This is a genomic window from Candidatus Marimicrobium litorale (assembly GCF_026262645.1).
Taxonomy (GTDB): domain Bacteria; phylum Pseudomonadota; class Gammaproteobacteria; order Pseudomonadales; family Halieaceae; genus Marimicrobium; species Marimicrobium litorale.
Genome location: NZ_SHNO01000001.1, coordinates 2,832,924 through 2,848,895 on the forward strand (window position 1 = coordinate 2,832,924; position 15,972 = coordinate 2,848,895).

The following is a 15,972-nucleotide window of genomic DNA, read 5'->3' on the forward strand; positions in this document are numbered from 1 at the left end:
ATTACTTACCGATACAGAAGGAAGAAAATATTTCTCCGAGCAAGTGGTCATTACTCACGGCACCCGTTATATAGCCAAGGCTTGTTTGACACATTCGTAAATCTTCTGCCAGTAACTCTGCCGCGCCTATGTCTTGCAGCTGAGTCTGCCCGTTTATAAGATGCTGTTTCGCTTCCTCAAGGTTTAACAAGTGCCGGCGACGAGCACTATAGTGGCCGTCACCGGCGTCACTTAATCCAACGCACCCTTTCAAGTGTTGACGAAGTAACTCCACGCCTTCTCCTGTTTTTGCAGACAGGTGGATAGTCATAGCCCCGGGTGTGCTGACCACGCCGGCAGGGTGATCGGTTAAATCGCATTTATTCAAAACAACCGTTACAGGAATATCCCGTTTCACGGTATCCAGGTGCTGATCATCATCATGCCCAGGGCTCGTTGCATCAATCACCAGCAAGACATGATCGGAAGATTCGATCTCGTTCCACGCGCGACGAATACCTTCTTGTTCAACCTCGTCGCTACTGTCGCGGAGTCCAGCTGTGTCTACTATATGTAATGGCATACCGTCCAGATGAATCAGCTCCTTCAATACATCCCGGGTCGTTCCCTCGACAGGGGTGACTATCGCGGTGTCGTGCCCGCACAGAGCGTTCAGTAGACTGGATTTACCTGCGTTGGGTTTGCCCGCAATCACGAGCTTCATACCCTCCTGTATAACACTGCCATGCCGCGCTCTTGCCTCCACGTCTTCGAAGCTGTCTACGATGGACTGTAGCTTGCTCGCAACCTGCTCATTTTTAATGAAATCGATTTCCTCCTCGGGGAAATCGATGGCAGCTTCTACCAGAATACGCAGCCGGGTAACCTTCTGTACCAGTGTCTCAATTTCCTTCGAAAAATCTCCCTGTAGGGAGCGCGTCGCGTTCAATGCAGCGCGCTCTGTTTTACTGCCTATGAGATCGGCTATGGCTTCCGCCTGAGTAAGGTCAATTTTGTCATTCAGATAAGCGCGTTGTGAGAATTCACCAGGGTTGGCTTGTCTTGCGCCGAGACGCAGGCACTCGCGCAAGAGTAGGTCGAGGATAATGGGACCACCGTGAGCTTGCAGCTCGATTATATCCTCGCCAGTGAATGAGTTGGGCCCAGGGAAAAACAGCGCAATGCCTGAGTCCAGTATTTGCTGTTGGCTGTCATGGAATGAACAATAGTGGGCATGGCGTGGCGACAGGCGTGTTCCGGTGATTGCTGAGCCCACGTGAGCAGCAGCAGGGCCAGACAACCGCACTATACCAATTCCGCCAGCGCCAGGCGCTGTAGCTACTGCAACGATTGTGTCTTCATCCACAGCGGACCCTCTCTGTTGGAGAGTTGTTTATAACAGTTGCGTCAGGACTTCGCGGCTGCTTTTTCAATCTGCCGTGTGATGAAATATTGTTGAGCAATCGACAACAGGTTGTTTACCAGCCAGTAGAGCACCAAACCAGCCGGGAACCACAGGAAAAAGAAGGTAAACATAACCGGCATCCACTGCATGATTTTAGCCTGCATGGGGTCGGGAGGGGGCGGGTTAAGCTTTTGCATGAAAAACATACTTGCCCCCATCAATAACGGCAGCACGAAATAGGGGTCCATCACAGACAGGTCGTGAATCCACAGGATAAATGGGGCGTGACGTAGCTCCACGCTTTCCATAAGCATCCAGTAAAGACCGATAAACACGGGCATTTGCACAACGATAGGCAGGCAACCACCCATCGGATTGATTTTCTCTTTTTTGTAAAGATCCATCATTGCCTGGGACTGTTTAGCCTTGTCATCGGCGTGTTGTTCCCTGATGGCAACCAGTTTGGGTTGTACCGCTCTCATTCTTGCCATTGATCGGTAAGATGTAGCAGAGAGCTTGAAAAAAGCGGCTTTAATGAGCACAGTCAGCAGGATGATAGCAACGCCCCAATTGACGACGACGGCTTGTATCTGGGTGAGTAGCCAGAACAATGGCTGGGCTATCCACCACAGCCAGCCATAATCCACACTCAGATCCAGGTAAGGCGATATCTCCTTAAGGCGATACTGGTCTTTTGGGCCGGCATAAAACCGCGCGTTGGTTTCTCCACTTTTTCCGGGATCCAGCGAGAACGGTGGGCTGGTAAAGCCCGCAATATTGGATCCTCCAGAGGTCACTCGCGCACTGTAGTTGTGAGATTGGTCCGCAGATGGAACCCACGCGCTGAGGAAATAATGCTGGATAATAGCGATCCACCCGCCTGTAATTTTCTCTTTGAAAGGATCTTCCTGAATATCGTCAAAGGAGAACTTGGTGAAGCGCTCTTCGGGTCGAGTTAGCGCGACACCGAGGAACGGTTGCATGCCCATCATGTTATCCGACGCGGAGGGAACAGGGGCATTGCCGCGCTTGATTTGGCCAAACAGGTTGGCCTGCCAACGCTCGCTGCTATTGTTTTCAACGAGATACTGCACGTCCATGAGGTACTCACCGCGCTGCAATATGTATCGTTTGGTGACCTTGACGTCTGAATTACTTTGCCACTCGAGGTCTACCAAGAGGGTATATTCACCCTCCTCAAGGCTGTATTTAGACGCTGCTGCTGTGTATTTTGCGCGGCCGTTGCTGTCGATACCATCCGGGCCTATCAAGCCACTCTGGGCTATGTAGACAAGCGCTTTATTGTCTTCGAGGAGCACAAACGGCTGTTCCGGGTCGTCGAGTTCAGCGAGGTATTTGCGCAGCGAAAGCTCAACGATGTCGCCGCCCTCAAGGTCAATCGCGAACTGCAAAACATCAGTATGTACCTCGATAAAACGGCCATTGTCTTTAGCGGCTTCCTCGACGAGGGTGATGGTGTCGTCTTTGTCCACGGGGACACTGGGGATATCGTCTTGGTCGGCTTCGCTGACTGCGGTTATCGCGGTAGGTGAATCCTCCAATTCAGGCAGAGCTATTGCGTCGCTCCCGTTTGAGATTAACCGAGTTGTCTCCTCTGCAAGAGAAGCATTTTTCTCTTCTTTAAATGCGACCCATTCGGTGAGTAGCATGAAAGACAGTACGGCGATGGCGCCAATGAGCAGTGTACGTTGCAAATCCATAATCGAATATCAGGAGCCTAGTGGGAGTGCGTGCAGGGCGGCACGGGGTCTGCGCCGCCTTCGTGCCATGGGTGGCATCGACCAATTCTTCGCAAGGATAAATAACTGCCTTTTAACACGCCGTGAACAGCGATTGCTTCCTGTGCGTAGCTGGAACAGCTGGGGTAAAACCGGCAGTGGTTGCCCAAAAAGGGGCTCAAGCAGGCCTTGTAACAAGTGATGAAAAAAATCAGCAGGCGACGCATCAGGATTTCCGGTGGCTAGTATCACGATTAGTCGCAGAATGTTGAACCAGCTTCTGCCATTGCTGCTGCAATATAGAGGATAGTTCAGCATTATCCAAATTAGCGATTCCAGGACGTGCCAGTAGTACTACATCAAAAGTGGGGGCTGTCACCGGTAGAACGCGAAAAGATTCTCGTGCCAATCGCTTGATCCGGTTTCGTTCAACCGCCAGGCGAACATGTTTTTTGGCGATGACAAGGCCGAGGCGATGCTGAGAGCGATCGTTTGAGCGACCGAGCAGCAGCATGTTGCGGTGGGAGGCCTTCGCATCGGGCTTATCGAAAACGCGGCTGTAGTCTCCGGCATTGAGTAACCGTTTGAATTTGCCGAAGGTGGCGCCCGCTTCGTGACTACCCAAGCTGCTGCCTGATGCCCGTATCAGGCTGAGAGACGCTTGCGCCCTTTTGCGCGGCGTCGGTTAAGGACCTGGCGGCCCGCTTTGGTGGACATGCGCGAACGAAATCCATGTGTGCGTTTGCGCTTTAGTACGCTGGGTTGAAAAGTTCTTTTCATAACGTCAATTTCCGACTGCTGGTGGAGCGAGTGAAATCCGAGCGTCGCAGTCGTTGCTGTGTGGCTGCGCTCTGGGACCCCCGCCTCAAAAAAGGCTCGCCATTCTATGTAAATGCGCTCACTAATTCAATCGGGACAGGACTATTTTTGTGGGTTTTCAGCTTCGCGACAACGCGGCAGCCGTGAGTCCCCGGCCGCTCGTCTCTGTCGCATCACAGGGCGAAAATAAAACCTCAATAGAAGCAGGTATTTAGGCCATCAGCACACACTTTCCCCCAAAGATATATACAGGTTATGCACAGGAGGGGTTGTTCAGGGCCGGCGCCTCGGAAGGCGATCAAAAAGCAACCATATTTGCCTTAAACATATGATAAATATAGAGTAAATAATTTACGTGCATTTGCTTTTAGGTGTGGATAACTGGCGAAAACGGGAGTATTATTTTCCTGACGTCAGGCAGTTCATTCGCCGGCGTATAAAAACTATTGATAATTATTATCAGTTCCTATTTTCATTCAAAACGCAGGTCCCCATGACCCGCTTTAAGGGGCTTCCTTTGCCTGAAACTATATGGCCAAACATTGTCGACCGTCTTCGTGACGAACTGCCGTCACAACAGTTCAATACCTGGATCCGGCCGCTGCAGGCCTCGCGGGATGAGCGCACACTGACTTTATTCGCTCCCAACCGATTTATAAAGGACTTCGTAGCCGAGAAATTTTCTCAACGAATACAAGCACTTGTCGATGAGCTTCACCCTGATTCGTCGCTGGGCTTGGCCTTGGCAATAGGTGAGTCGGCCAGGAGCACAAATAACGAGACCACCAGCGCGGCACCGGTCGCTGCGGTCCGAGCGGTAAATGAGGTAGCGCGAGAGCCTGTCCTCTCGGGGCAGGCGTTCAGTGCTGCGGGTGCAGCGGATTCAGCTGGTGCGCCCCCGGTGTCCAGGAGACGAAGCAGCAGCCGTAACGTGGATGTAGAAGACTCGCTGCACCACCAGCAACACCTGTTCCAAAACTATACCTTCGATAGCTTCGTTGAGGGTAAGTCCAACCAGCTGGCGCTCGCCGCGTCACAGCAGGTTGCGGAGAACCCCGGAAACTCCTACAACCCCCTGTTTTTGTATGGTGGAGTGGGCCTCGGTAAAACACACCTCATGCACGCTGTTGGGAATGCGCTCAAGGCGCGTAACCCCGAAGCGAAGGTGGTCTATCTTCATTCGGAGCGTTTTGTGCAGGATATGGTAAAAGCCCTGCAGTTGAACGCGATCTCGGATTTCAAGCGCTATTATCGCTCAGTGGATGCCCTGCTGATTGATGATATTCAGTTCTTTGCGAAGAAAGATCGATCCCAGGAAGAGTTTTTCCATACCTTCAATGCACTGCTTGAAGGCGGACAACAGATGATTCTGACATGCGATCGTTATCCCAAGGAAATAGATGGCCTGGAAGAGCGATTGAAATCGAGGTTTGGCTGGGGTTTAACCGTTGCGGTCGAGCCGCCGGAACTTGAAACTCGCGTTGCCATTCTTATGAAAAAGGCCACTGAAGCGCGCATTGATCTCCCTCCGGATGCTGCATTTTTTATTGCTCAACGCATTCGCTCCAACGTGCGGGAGCTGGAGGGGGCGCTGAAACGAGTTATTGCCAGCGCTCGGTTTGTCGGCAAGCCGGTCGATATCGAACTGATAAAAGAGAGCCTTAAAGACCTGCTGGCGCTGCAGGATCGCCAGGTCAGTATGGATAATATTCAGCGCACGGCGGCTGAGTACTACAAGATCAAGGTATCAGATATGATGTCTCGCAGGCGCAGCCGGTCGGTTGCTCGCCCACGACAGGTAGCCATGGCGTTGTCGAAGGAATTGACTAACCACAGCCTCCCTGAGATCGGTGACAGTTTTGGTGGCAGGGATCACACGACGGTGCTGCATGCCTGCCGTAAGATCAAGGAATTGCGCGAGACGAATTCTGATATTCGGGAAGACTACAAGAATCTGCTTAGAACACTCACAACCTGAGCAGACCATAAAATCTGGCTTTCTAGCGCGCGGGCCAATGCTGCCGCCGCCGGACAAAGTACATTGAGGAAAGGACGTCACTTATTATGAAGTTCAGTATTTCGCGGGACAATCTGGTCAAATCTTTGAACCTCGTGGCGGGGGTGGTAGAGCGACGGCAAACCTTGCCAATATTAGCTAACGTATTGTTAGTATTAGAAAAAAATACGCTCTCTCTGACCGGCACGGACCTTGAGGTGCAGCTTGTAGGGCGGGTTCAGCTTGCCGAAAGCGGCGATCAAGGTGAGGTGACTGTGCCTGCGCGCAAGCTGCTGGATATTTGTAAATCGCTGCCTGAGGGGAGCGATATCAGTTTCAGCGTCAAGGACGGCAAGGCAACAATCAAGTCCGGACGCAGCCGGTTTACGTTGTCCACCTTGCCAGCAGCGGAATATCCCAATGTCGAGGACAGTATCTCGACTCACCAGATGACTCTGAAACAAGGTCAACTGAAGCGGCTGATTGACCGTACCAGTTTCGCCATGGCCCAGCAGGATGTTCGCTACTACCTCAATGGCATGTTGTTGGAGCTGGGCAAAAAGAAAGACCTTCGGGTCGTGGCTACCGATGGCCACCGCTTGGCGATGTGTACATTACGCGGAAAGGTCGCAGTGAAAGGCGAGGGTGAAAGTCAGGTTATTCTGCCAAGGAAGGGAGTACTGGAGCTTGCCCGCCTGTTGATGGACGAAGACGAGGATATAACCATCAATATCGGCAGCAACCATCTGCGTGCTAACGCCGGAGATTTTAGCTTTACATCCAAGTTGGTGGATGGAAAATTCCCGGATTATCAAAGGGTTATGCCTGCCTCCCCGGATAAAATCGTTACCGGCTCGCGTCAGGAGTTGCGGCAGGCGTTCACCCGCACGGCGATCCTTTCGAACGAAAAGTATCGAGGTGTTCGCCTGAAGGTGACAAAAAATACGCTGGATATCGTGGCCAATAACCCTGAGCAGGAGGAGGCCGAGGAGACGCTATCCGTCGACTACAGTGGCGATTCACTAGAAATTGGTTTTAACGTCAGCTACTTACTGGATGTTTTGGGTGTGCTGAGCGGTGAGAAAGTCAAACTTTCACTGGCGGACCCGAACAGCAGCGCCTTGCTCGAGGAGTCTGACGATGATGATGACGATTCATGCTATGTCGTTATGCCAATGCGTCTCTAAGGCTAAAGGCGGCGCGCATATCATTACGCTCTCTATCGGTGATAACCCAAGTGATTCAGTAGCCGGCTGACGTGGCTTTAGCAGCATTGCAGATAAATCGCGTGAGGAACTTGCGGAAGGTGGAACTGCAGGGTTTTGAGGGCGTAAACGTGTTGTACGGCCTCAATGGCAGCGGAAAAACCAGTGTTCTCGAGGCAATACACCTGTTAGGGATGGCCCGCTCCTTTCGGGGCAATAGCGTCAAATCCCTAATTACACACGGAGAGAATGACTGCACGGTTTTCGGGTCGAGCGAGCGTTCATCTGAAACGCAAGCGCTCGCCCTGGGCGTCCAGCGCACCCGCGTAGGAGAGGCCCGTATCAAGGTAGGTGGCGAGCCGGTGAGGACCGTAGCCGCACTAGCCGAGCATCTGCCTTTGCAAGTGATTACCGCAGAGAGCTTTGATCTCCTGACTGGCGCGCCGGGCGCTAGACGTCGTTATCTCGACTGGGGGGTGTTCCACGTGGAACAGCGGTTTTTTGGCCAGTGGAAACGCTTCCAGAGATGCATAAAACAGCGCAACAACCTGCTCCGCCGTGGTAAAGTATCAGGCGGAGAGCTTGAGGCCTGGACGCGGGATTTGGCCCAAACCGGCACGGCGATTAACGAATACAGAGAAGCCTACTTTGAGGCGCTGCAGCCTGTTTTTAGTGAGATAATTGCGCAGCTATCACCTTCGCTGGCGGGGCTGGAGCTACGCTATCAGCGCGGGTGGGACAAGCAGTTGGGCTATGCCGAGGCTCTGGCGCAGGGGCTCGTTGCCGATGAGGAGCACGGCTATACTCACACTGGTCCTCAGCGAGCTGATATAAGAGTAATGTCGGGGGCGTATGCGGCCGCGGACATACTGTCCCGGGGTCAGCAGAAGCTGGCGGTATGTGCTTTAAAGCTGTCACAGGGCCAGATTCTGGCACAAAAAGGGCACGTAAGCAGTACGTATCTGATCGATGATCTACCGTCAGAGCTCGATCAGGTGCACAGTAAGCGGGTTTGTGACCTGCTTGCCACAATGGAGGCGCAGGTATTTATTACTTGTATCGATCCGCGAGAGATTCGGTCAGTGTGGCCTGAGAGCCATGATCTGGCGATGTTCCACGTGGAACAGGGCTCGGTTGAGCCTCGTTCAGACGCGCAATAATGAAAATAACGCCCGGTTGCCGGGGCACAGTATCAAGGGTGAGCCATCATGAGTGAAACGGACAACAACTACGATTCTACCAGTATCAAGGTGCTCAAGGGCCTTGATGCCGTGCGTAAACGCCCGGGCATGTATATCGGCGATACGGATGACGGGTCGGGTCTGCACCATATGGTGTTTGAGCTGGTAGACAACTCGATCGACGAGGCGCTGGCAGGGCACTGCAAAACCATTAATATCGTGATTCATCCCGACGAGTCGGTCTCTGTAGCCGACGATGGGCGGGGTATCCCGACAGAAATGCACGAAGAGGGCGTTTCAGCCGCAGAAGTTATCATGACGGTACTACACGCGGGCGGCAAGTTTGACGATAACACCTATAAAGTGTCCGGAGGACTTCACGGTGTGGGGGTTTCTGTAGTGAACGCCCTCTCGGAGGAGCTGGTACTGACCATTCGTCGGGATGGCAAGATGTATGAGCAGGTGTATCGACACGGCGTGCCCAAGGCGCCACTGGCGGCGATTGGCTCTACCGACACGACAGGCACAGAGGTTCGTTTCTCGCCGTCCGCCGAGACATTTACCAATATAGAGTTTCATTTTGAACAGCTGGCCAAGCGTCTGCGAGAGCTAGCCTTCCTTAACTCGGGTGTGTGTATTGTCCTGAAGGACGAGCGCAGTGGCAAAGAGGAAACCTACCAGTACGACGGCGGCCTCGGGGCTTTTGTTGATTACCTGAATCAGAACAAATCTACGATCAACAACACGTTCCACTTTCAGGTTGATACCGAGGATGGTATCGGTGTTGAGGTTGCGCTGCAGTGGAATGACGGGTTTCAGGAGGGCGTCTTCTGCTATACCAATAACATCCCCCAGCGAGATGGTGGAACCCACCTTGGCGGCTTTCGCGCCGCCCTGACCAGGAGCCTCAATGGTTATATTGAAAAAGAGGGCCTGGGAAAGAAGGCCAAGATCAACACCACGGGAGATGACGCCCGGGAGGGCTTGATGGCGATTGTCTCGGTGAAGGTGCCTGACCCCAAGTTTTCATCACAGACCAAGGACAAGCTGGTGTCTTCAGAGGTGAAGAGTGCTGTTGAACAGGCGATGGGGGCCAAGTTCAGTGAGTATCTCATAGAGAATCCCGCCGAGGCCAAGGCTGTTGTCGGCAAGATGTTGGATGCGGCTCGTGCTCGCGAGGCTGCCCGCAAGGCCAGAGAAATGACACGGCGCAAAGGTGCGCTCGATATAGCAGGACTGCCGGGTAAACTGGCCGACTGCCAAGAGAAAGACCCCGCGCTTTCTGAACTTTACCTGGTAGAGGGAGACTCTGCCGGTGGGTCCGCAAAACAGGGCCGGAATCGAAAGTATCAGGCTATTTTGCCTCTGAAGGGCAAGATTCTGAACGTAGAGAAGGCCCGCTTTGACAAGATGCTGGGCTCGGCAGAAGTAGGCAACATAGTGACTGCATTGGGCTGCGGTATTGGTAAAACAGAGTTTGAGCCCGACAAGTTGCGTTATCACAGCATCATTATCATGACCGACGCGGATGTTGATGGGTCCCATATTAGAACCCTCTTGCTGACGTTTTTCTTTCGCCAGATGCGTGAGTTGGTCGAGCGAGGACATATATTCATTGCCCAACCTCCCCTGTATAAGATCTCCAAGGGCAAACAACACCAGTACCTGAAGGACGATGAGGCATTGGACCAATACCTGACGCAATCTGCGCTGGAAAATGCATCGATCTTTGTCAATCCAGACGCACCCGCCATTGCAGGAACGGGCCTGGAAGATCTCGTTCGCCAGTACCGCGAGGTGGTCGCGACCACCGAAAGACTGAACCGCTTGTACTCCGAGGCGGTGTTGTGGCAAATGGTTTACGGGGACGCCCTAACCCCGGAACAGATGGGGGACGAAACCGCCGTTGCTCGATTCTGTGAGCAACTAAGTGAGCGCTTACAAACCGTTGCACCCAAAGGCACCAGCTACTCCACGGCTGTGCGAAAGGATCAGGAGCGTCAGCTCTTCTTTCCGGTGGTTAAGCTCCTGTCCCACGGAGTGGAGACAGAAACCGAATATCACCACGAGTTTTTCTCCTCAAGTGAATACCGTAGCCTCGTCGCACTGGGCGAAACGCTAAATAACCTGATTGAGGAAGAAGGTTTTTTCCGCCGCGGGGAAAAAGTCCTCCACACGCAAAGCTTTGTCGAGGGCCTGGACTGGCTCATGGGAGAGGCCCGCCGGGGGTACAATATTCAGCGTTACAAGGGATTGGGTGAAATGAACCCGGAGCAACTGTGGGAGACGACGATGGATCCCGAGGTGCGCCGCATGTTGAAAGTCACCATTGAGGACGCGATCGCCGCAGACCTGATGTTCACAACGCTCATGGGCGATCAGGTGGAGCCGCGCCGAGAGTTCATCGAGGACAATGCGTTGTCGGTGGCAAACCTTGATATCTAGTGTCGGCCCTGTCGTTGGTTCTCACGCTATTTAGAAATTTCTCGCGAGAGTGGGTCCAAGGTTTTTGTGATGCTAGGTAGAGATTCAAGACGTTAACCTCTGGAGGCTCGGGCGCCTGCCTGAAGATTGAAAAACATCGGTGTATAAAACGAGGAACAATGCATGCTCCCTGTGTCATTAGACAAGCTTAAAACAGTGTTTAGTGGCGCTGACAGCGGCACGAGCGCGATACGCGCGATTGTCCGCTACTATGATGTTAGCGAAAAGAATTCTGACATCAATACATTCATCGTCAATAAAACAGTGCGACATTTCCGTGAAAATAACAAACCGGACGGCACGTATAGACTTGGCCACGGGCTAGAGTTGGTCCTCGGCAAAGACAGTCAAATCTGGGAAGCGGCACCCTTTTAACAGTGACGTAGCCACGTAACCGCGGGCGTAACGCGCCTCGGTCTCAAGCCGCAACAATCAGCAGCACTCGCCTTAATGGCGGTCACTCCGTACCATCGTCTTCGTTTGACTCTGGTTCGTCCGGGGGGATGAAGTCGATTTCCAGGTTAGCTCTTTCTGTAAAATAGTCGGGTAGCTCTGCCTTGATAGCGGGCGCCAGGTTTTTGAATTCGCCGACCTGCTTCACCAGGTTGCCCCGGCCACTGACCAGTTGGCCCTCTGCCTTGACATAGGATTCAACCGCGCGATCCAGCCCGCTTTTAACGCCCTCGAAACTTCCCAGGAAGGCGTTCAGCTTCTTGAAGACTCGCTCCGCTTTCTCTGCAAGCGCTGCGGTGTGTTTATTCTGGTCCTCATAGCGCCATAGCTGGCGGACAATGTTAAGGCTTGTCAGCAGGGTCGTCGGCGTAGCAACCAGCACGTTGTTTTCGATCGCCGTCTGGAATAGCAACTCGTCCGCTTTGAGCGCCTCGACGAACGCGGACTCGATGGGCACAAACATAAATACGATTTCGGGTGAGTTGAGACCGGGTAACTTGTAATAGTCTTTGTTGGATAATTCTGCGATACGCTGGCTCATGGCTTTCACATGCTCTTCAAGAGCGAGTTTGCGCTCTGTATCGTCCTCGCTATTGACGAAGCGGGTATAGGCCGCCAGGGAGACTTTTGAATCGATAATGAGGTGCTTGTTCTGCGGCAGGTATACCACAGCGTCCGGGCGCAGCTTGCCGTCTTCTGTCGTAATAGAGACCTCTCGCTTGTAGTCTGTCCCCAGCTGTAGCCCGGATCGGTCCAGAACATTTTCCAGCACCAGCTCTCCCCAGTTTCCCTGCAGTTTTTTTTGTCCGCGCAGCGCGGTGGAAAGCTCGTGCGCCTCAGTCGTGATTTTCTGATTGAGCTCTTTCAGGTTCTCCAGCTCTTTTTTCAGCTCGCCCCGCTGTGTGGTCTCTCGATGGTGAATGTCCTGCACCTCCTTCTTGAATCCGTCGATGGATTGCTGAAAAGGCGTCATGATGGACGTGAGGGAAGCCTTGTTTGTCTCTTGCATTGCACGAGTCTTGGCGTCCAGAATTTCGTTGGCCAGTAGTTTGAAGTGCTTCGCCAGTTTTTCTTCCTGCGCGTTCAATTGGGCCAGCTGGTTCTCATAGTTTTTTTCGCGCTCGTCCAGTGATGTTCTTAGCTCGGCAAATTCTGTACTCAGGCTCCGGTTCTCCCGCTGCAATTGATCACGGCTTTCTTCCATAGCGCCCAGCCGCTGCTGCAATTCCGCGATTCGCTTATTGCTCTCCTCCGCCTTAGTCTTGAACGCCGTGGCATTTTCTGTCGCCTCTGACAGCGCTTTGCCCTGGGCGTGAAAACGAGAGGTGCTCTCGCGTTCTTGTGAGGATCCGTCCTGCAGCTGCCTGCGAACTTCCGCCAGCTCACTGTCCAGGCCGACTCGCTCCTCTCGGGCTGATGCCCGGGCGCGGCCGCTCTGGGCAGCTTTCCAGATGGCGATCAGCATGGCGATAAAAAAGCAGGCGGCCATCGCACCGACGATGGTTAACAGGTGTTCTTCGGTTAAGATCATGGCGTCTTGTCCCTCCTGCCGGCAGTGTAAATCAATACCGCCGATATATCCGCAGGGACACGTCAGGCCTGTCGTGTTTTCAGGCAGCCAGGGATATCGACGCTACTTTGAGGTCGCCAGGAGTGAAATATCAGCGACTTCAAGAAACAGCTGCCGCAGCTGCATCAATAAGTTGAGGCGGTTATTGCGTTTCGCCTCGTCGTCGGTGTTAACCATCACCTCGTCAAAAAAAGCATCAACTGGATCACGAAGACTGGCCAGGCTGCTCAGCGCCTCGGTGTATTTACCGTCGAGCAAGTCCTGATGGCAGCTGGCTTGCAGTGGCTTTAGTTGCTCGGCCAGCACTATTTCCTGTGGCTCTTGGAGTAAGTTGGCGCTCACTTCACCGAAGGAGTGATCACTGTCGAGCTTGGCCAGTATGTTGGCGACCCGCTTGTTGGCAGCAGCGAGCGCCTGCGCTTGTGGCAGTCGTGAGAAGGCAGCGACAGCCAGCACGCGCCGGTGAATATCCAGAGGCCGAGACGGCTTCCGGGCGCTGACCGCCTTGAAGACCTCGGCGGGAATGTTGTCGTCCTCGTACCAGGCGCGAAAGCGCTCAATCATATAGTCGAGCACGGCTTCGGTCGTGTCAGGACTTAGCAGCCCCGCGGGGTATTGCCCGGCCGCTATTTCCAGGCAGTGCCGCAGATCCAGGTCGAGCCCCTTCTCCACGATAATTCTCAGTACCGCCAGGGATGCTCGACGCAGAGCAAAAGGGTCTTTTGAGCCGCTGGGTGGTTGCCCAATACCAAAAATTCCTACGAGGGTATCGAGTCGGTCGGCCAGGCCCAGGCAGGCGGCGGTGGCGGATTCGGGAAGTTTGTCTCCCGCATAGCGTGGCCAGTATTGCTGGGCAATGGCGGAGGCGACTTCTGCATCCTCGCCGTCGTGCAAGGCGTAGTAGGCGCCGGCGGTGCCTTGCATATCGGAAAACTCCAATACCATATCGGTCACCAGATCTGCCTTGCATAGCCGAGCTGCGCGCCTTGCCCTGTCTGGTGAGGCGCGCATGGTTTCGGCCAATTCTCCCGAGAGGGCTGTAATGCGCTCGGTCTTGTTCAGCAACGTCCCAAGCTTTTGCTGGAAGACAACGTTGCTGAGAGCGTCTACCCTGTTTGCCAGAGGTGTTTTCTTGTCGGTTTCAAAAAAGAAAGCGGCATCTGCGAGGCGTGGACGAATCACCCTTTCGTTACCTGCGACCACCTGAGCGGGATCTTTGCTTTCAATATTAGAGACAGTAATGAAGTGTGGTCGCAGCTGACCTTTTTTATCGACTACATGGAAATACTTCTGGTGCTCTTTCATCGACGAAACCAGCGCTTCGGGCGGCACTTCCAGGAAGCGCTCTTCAAATGCACCGGCCAATGCGACAGGCCATTCTACTAACCCGGTCACCTCATCCAGCAAGTCGTCGTCAATGACAGCCTTTGCAGCCAGGCTTCTCGCTGTCTCCTCAACCTGCGCGCGAATAATTTCCTGTCGGCGCTCGAAGCAGGCCACGACGCGGGCATCCCACAGCGCGGTCTCATAGTCCTCTGGACGTTTTAGCTCAATCTGGCCACTGCTGTGAAAACGGTGTCCCCGGGTGGTGTTGCCTATGGGCAACCCCAGAATAGTACCGTCTACAGGTGTGTGGCCCAGCAGGGCAACGACCCAATGAACCGGCCGCACAAATTCCTCCCGCCCGGCTCCCCAGCGCATACGCTTTGGAATCGGAAGCGTGTGCAGGCTGCTTTGGATTATATCGGCGAGTACATCGGTAGCGCGAGCGCCGCTTTCTGTTCTTACGATTCCCAGTCGCGCGCCCTTGGCTGTATCGATAACGGACAACGCGTCCGGTGTTACTCCCTGCTTGCGGGCAAAGCCTGCTGCCGCTGGCGTGAAATCGCCCTTGTCATCCCGTGCTTTGTCGGCGGGCGGCCCCAAAGCTTCCACGCGCTTATCCGGCGCCTGCTGCTGTAGTGTTGAAATCACTACCGCCAAGCGGCGCGGGGTGGCGAACCAGCGGACGTCACCGTGGGTCAGCTCTGTCTGCTGAAGACCGGCTACAATGTTATCCCGAAAGGCCAGCCCTAACGACTTCAGTGCGCTAGGCGGAAGCTCTTCTGTGCCTATTTCTATCAGCAGACTCTCGGTGCCCATGTCCTTACTTTGCCTCCGCCTGGATTTTCTGTTGCACCTGATCTCTCAATGCGCTGTCCGCCAGAGGAAACCCCAATGCGGCGCGTGTGTCAAAGTAGGACTCGGCGACCGCACGGGCCAGTGTGCGCACCCGGAGAATAAAGCGCTGTCGTTCGGTCACCGAGATAGCGTGGCGTGCGTCCAGTAGGTTGAACGTATGCGACGCCGTCATGACTTGCTCGTAGGCGGGTAAAGACAGCCCCTTTTCAACCAACCGCATGGCCTCGCTCTCGCAAAAATCAAAGTGCGAGAACAGCTGCTCTGTGTTCGCTTCTTCAAAATTATAGTGCGACATTTCCACCTCGTTCTGGTGGAAGACGTCGCCGTAGGTGACCTTGCCCGCAGGGCCTTCGGACCACAGCAAGTCGTAAATGCTGTCGACGCCCTGCAGGTACATCGCAATGCGCTCGATGCCGTAGGTAATTTCGCCGGTTACCGGAAAGCACTCGAGGCCGCCCGCCTGCTGGAAGTATGTAAACTGCGTCACTTCCATGCCATTCAACCAGACCTCCCAGCCCAGCCCCCACGCGCCGAGAGTGGGCGACTCCCAATTGTCTTCTACGAATCTTACGTCGTGGACCAGGGTGTCGATGCCAAGCGCTTCGAGTGACTGCAGGTACAGTGCCTGAAAGTCCTCCGGTGAGGGTTTCATCACCACCTGGAATTGATAATAGTGTTGCAGCCTGTTGGGGTTATCGCCGTAGCGACCATCGGTGGGCCTGCGACAGGGCTGCACATAGGCCGCGTTCCAGTTCTCCGGCCCTACAGCCCGCAGGAAAGTCGCCGGGTGGAATGTGCCTGCACCGACAGGCATGTCCAGCGGTTGCAGTACCACACAGCCCTGGTCAGCCCAGAATTGTTGAAGCCTCAATATTATCGATTGGAATGTCAGGGTCGTGCTATCGCTCTGTGCCACTGCTCTGTCCGCCAGCTCACCGCAAAAAGTGGGCTATTATACCG

General features: G+C 54.0%; 13 protein-coding genes. 5 read left to right on the forward strand and 8 right to left on the reverse strand.

What is annotated here, in order from left to right:
- Position 1: 1 nt before the first annotated feature.
- Genes mnmE through rpmH form a run of 5 tightly spaced genes read right to left on the reverse strand, consistent with a single transcriptional unit; the run spans position 2 to position 3,903 of the window.
- Entirely contained in the window at positions 2-1,345 is a 1,344-nt protein-coding gene (gene mnmE / locus EYC82_RS12800) for a tRNA uridine-5-carboxymethylaminomethyl(34) synthesis GTPase MnmE (protein WP_279249928.1), read from the reverse strand.
- 41 nt (positions 1,346-1,386) lie between these two features.
- Entirely contained in the window at positions 1,387-3,105 is a 1,719-nt protein-coding gene (gene yidC / locus EYC82_RS12805; RefSeq protein WP_279249929.1) for a membrane protein insertase YidC, read from the reverse strand.
- A gap of 17 nt (positions 3,106-3,122) precedes the next feature.
- Positions 3,123-3,350, reverse strand: a complete 228-nt coding sequence (yidD, locus tag EYC82_RS12810) for a membrane protein insertion efficiency factor YidD (RefSeq protein WP_279249930.1) — start codon at positions 3,348-3,350, stop codon at positions 3,123-3,125.
- On the reverse strand, positions 3,350-3,748 hold the full coding sequence (gene rnpA, locus EYC82_RS12815) for a ribonuclease P protein component (protein WP_279249931.1): 399 nt from the start codon (positions 3,746-3,748) through the stop codon (positions 3,350-3,352). Before rnpA ends, yidD begins: the two co-directional genes overlap by 1 nt.
- Positions 3,749-3,768: 20 nt before the next feature.
- Positions 3,769-3,903, reverse strand: a complete 135-nt coding sequence (gene rpmH / locus EYC82_RS12820; RefSeq protein WP_279249932.1) for a 50S ribosomal protein L34 — start codon at positions 3,901-3,903, stop codon at positions 3,769-3,771.
- 532 nt (positions 3,904-4,435) lie between these two features.
- Here rpmH and dnaA point away from each other — a divergent pair.
- The 5 genes from dnaA (at position 4,436) to EYC82_RS12845 (ending at position 11,183) form a co-directional block, all read left to right on the forward strand.
- Positions 4,436-5,920, forward strand: coding sequence for a chromosomal replication initiator protein DnaA (dnaA, locus tag EYC82_RS12825; RefSeq protein ID WP_279249933.1), 1,485 nt, complete (start codon positions 4,436-4,438; stop codon positions 5,918-5,920).
- A gap of 86 nt (positions 5,921-6,006) precedes the next feature.
- On the forward strand, positions 6,007-7,125 hold the full coding sequence (gene dnaN / locus EYC82_RS12830) for a DNA polymerase III subunit beta (protein WP_279249934.1): 1,119 nt from the start codon (positions 6,007-6,009) through the stop codon (positions 7,123-7,125).
- Between the two features lie 71 nt (positions 7,126-7,196).
- Positions 7,197-8,303 carry a DNA replication/repair protein RecF gene (recF, locus tag EYC82_RS12835; RefSeq protein ID WP_279249935.1) on the forward strand — a complete coding sequence of 369 codons (1,107 nt, stop codon included), beginning with the start codon at positions 7,197-7,199 and terminating at the stop codon, positions 8,301-8,303.
- A gap of 48 nt (positions 8,304-8,351) precedes the next feature.
- Complete coding sequence (gene gyrB / locus EYC82_RS12840; RefSeq protein ID WP_279249936.1) at positions 8,352-10,769, forward strand: DNA topoisomerase (ATP-hydrolyzing) subunit B; 2,418 nt, start codon at positions 8,352-8,354, stop codon at positions 10,767-10,769.
- Between the two features lie 162 nt (positions 10,770-10,931).
- Positions 10,932-11,183 (forward strand): hypothetical protein, encoded by a 252-nt coding sequence (locus EYC82_RS12845; RefSeq protein ID WP_279249937.1) that lies wholly within the window; start codon positions 10,932-10,934, stop codon positions 11,181-11,183.
- 82 nt (positions 11,184-11,265) lie between these two features.
- On the opposite strand, the gene EYC82_RS12850 is transcribed toward EYC82_RS12845, so the two are convergent.
- From EYC82_RS12850 to glyQ, 3 genes are all read right to left on the reverse strand, one after another.
- Positions 11,266-12,792: a DNA recombination protein RmuC gene (locus EYC82_RS12850; protein ID WP_279249938.1), complete on the reverse strand. Its 1,527-nt coding sequence runs from the start codon at positions 12,790-12,792 to the stop codon at positions 11,266-11,268.
- 102 nt (positions 12,793-12,894) lie between these two features.
- Positions 12,895-14,973: a glycine--tRNA ligase subunit beta gene (glyS, locus tag EYC82_RS12855; protein ID WP_279249939.1), complete on the reverse strand. Its 2,079-nt coding sequence runs from the start codon at positions 14,971-14,973 to the stop codon at positions 12,895-12,897.
- Positions 14,974-14,977: 4 nt separating this feature from the next.
- On the reverse strand, positions 14,978-15,928 hold the full coding sequence (glyQ, locus tag EYC82_RS12860; protein ID WP_279249940.1) for a glycine--tRNA ligase subunit alpha: 951 nt from the start codon (positions 15,926-15,928) through the stop codon (positions 14,978-14,980).
- Positions 15,929-15,972 lie beyond the last annotated feature (44 nt).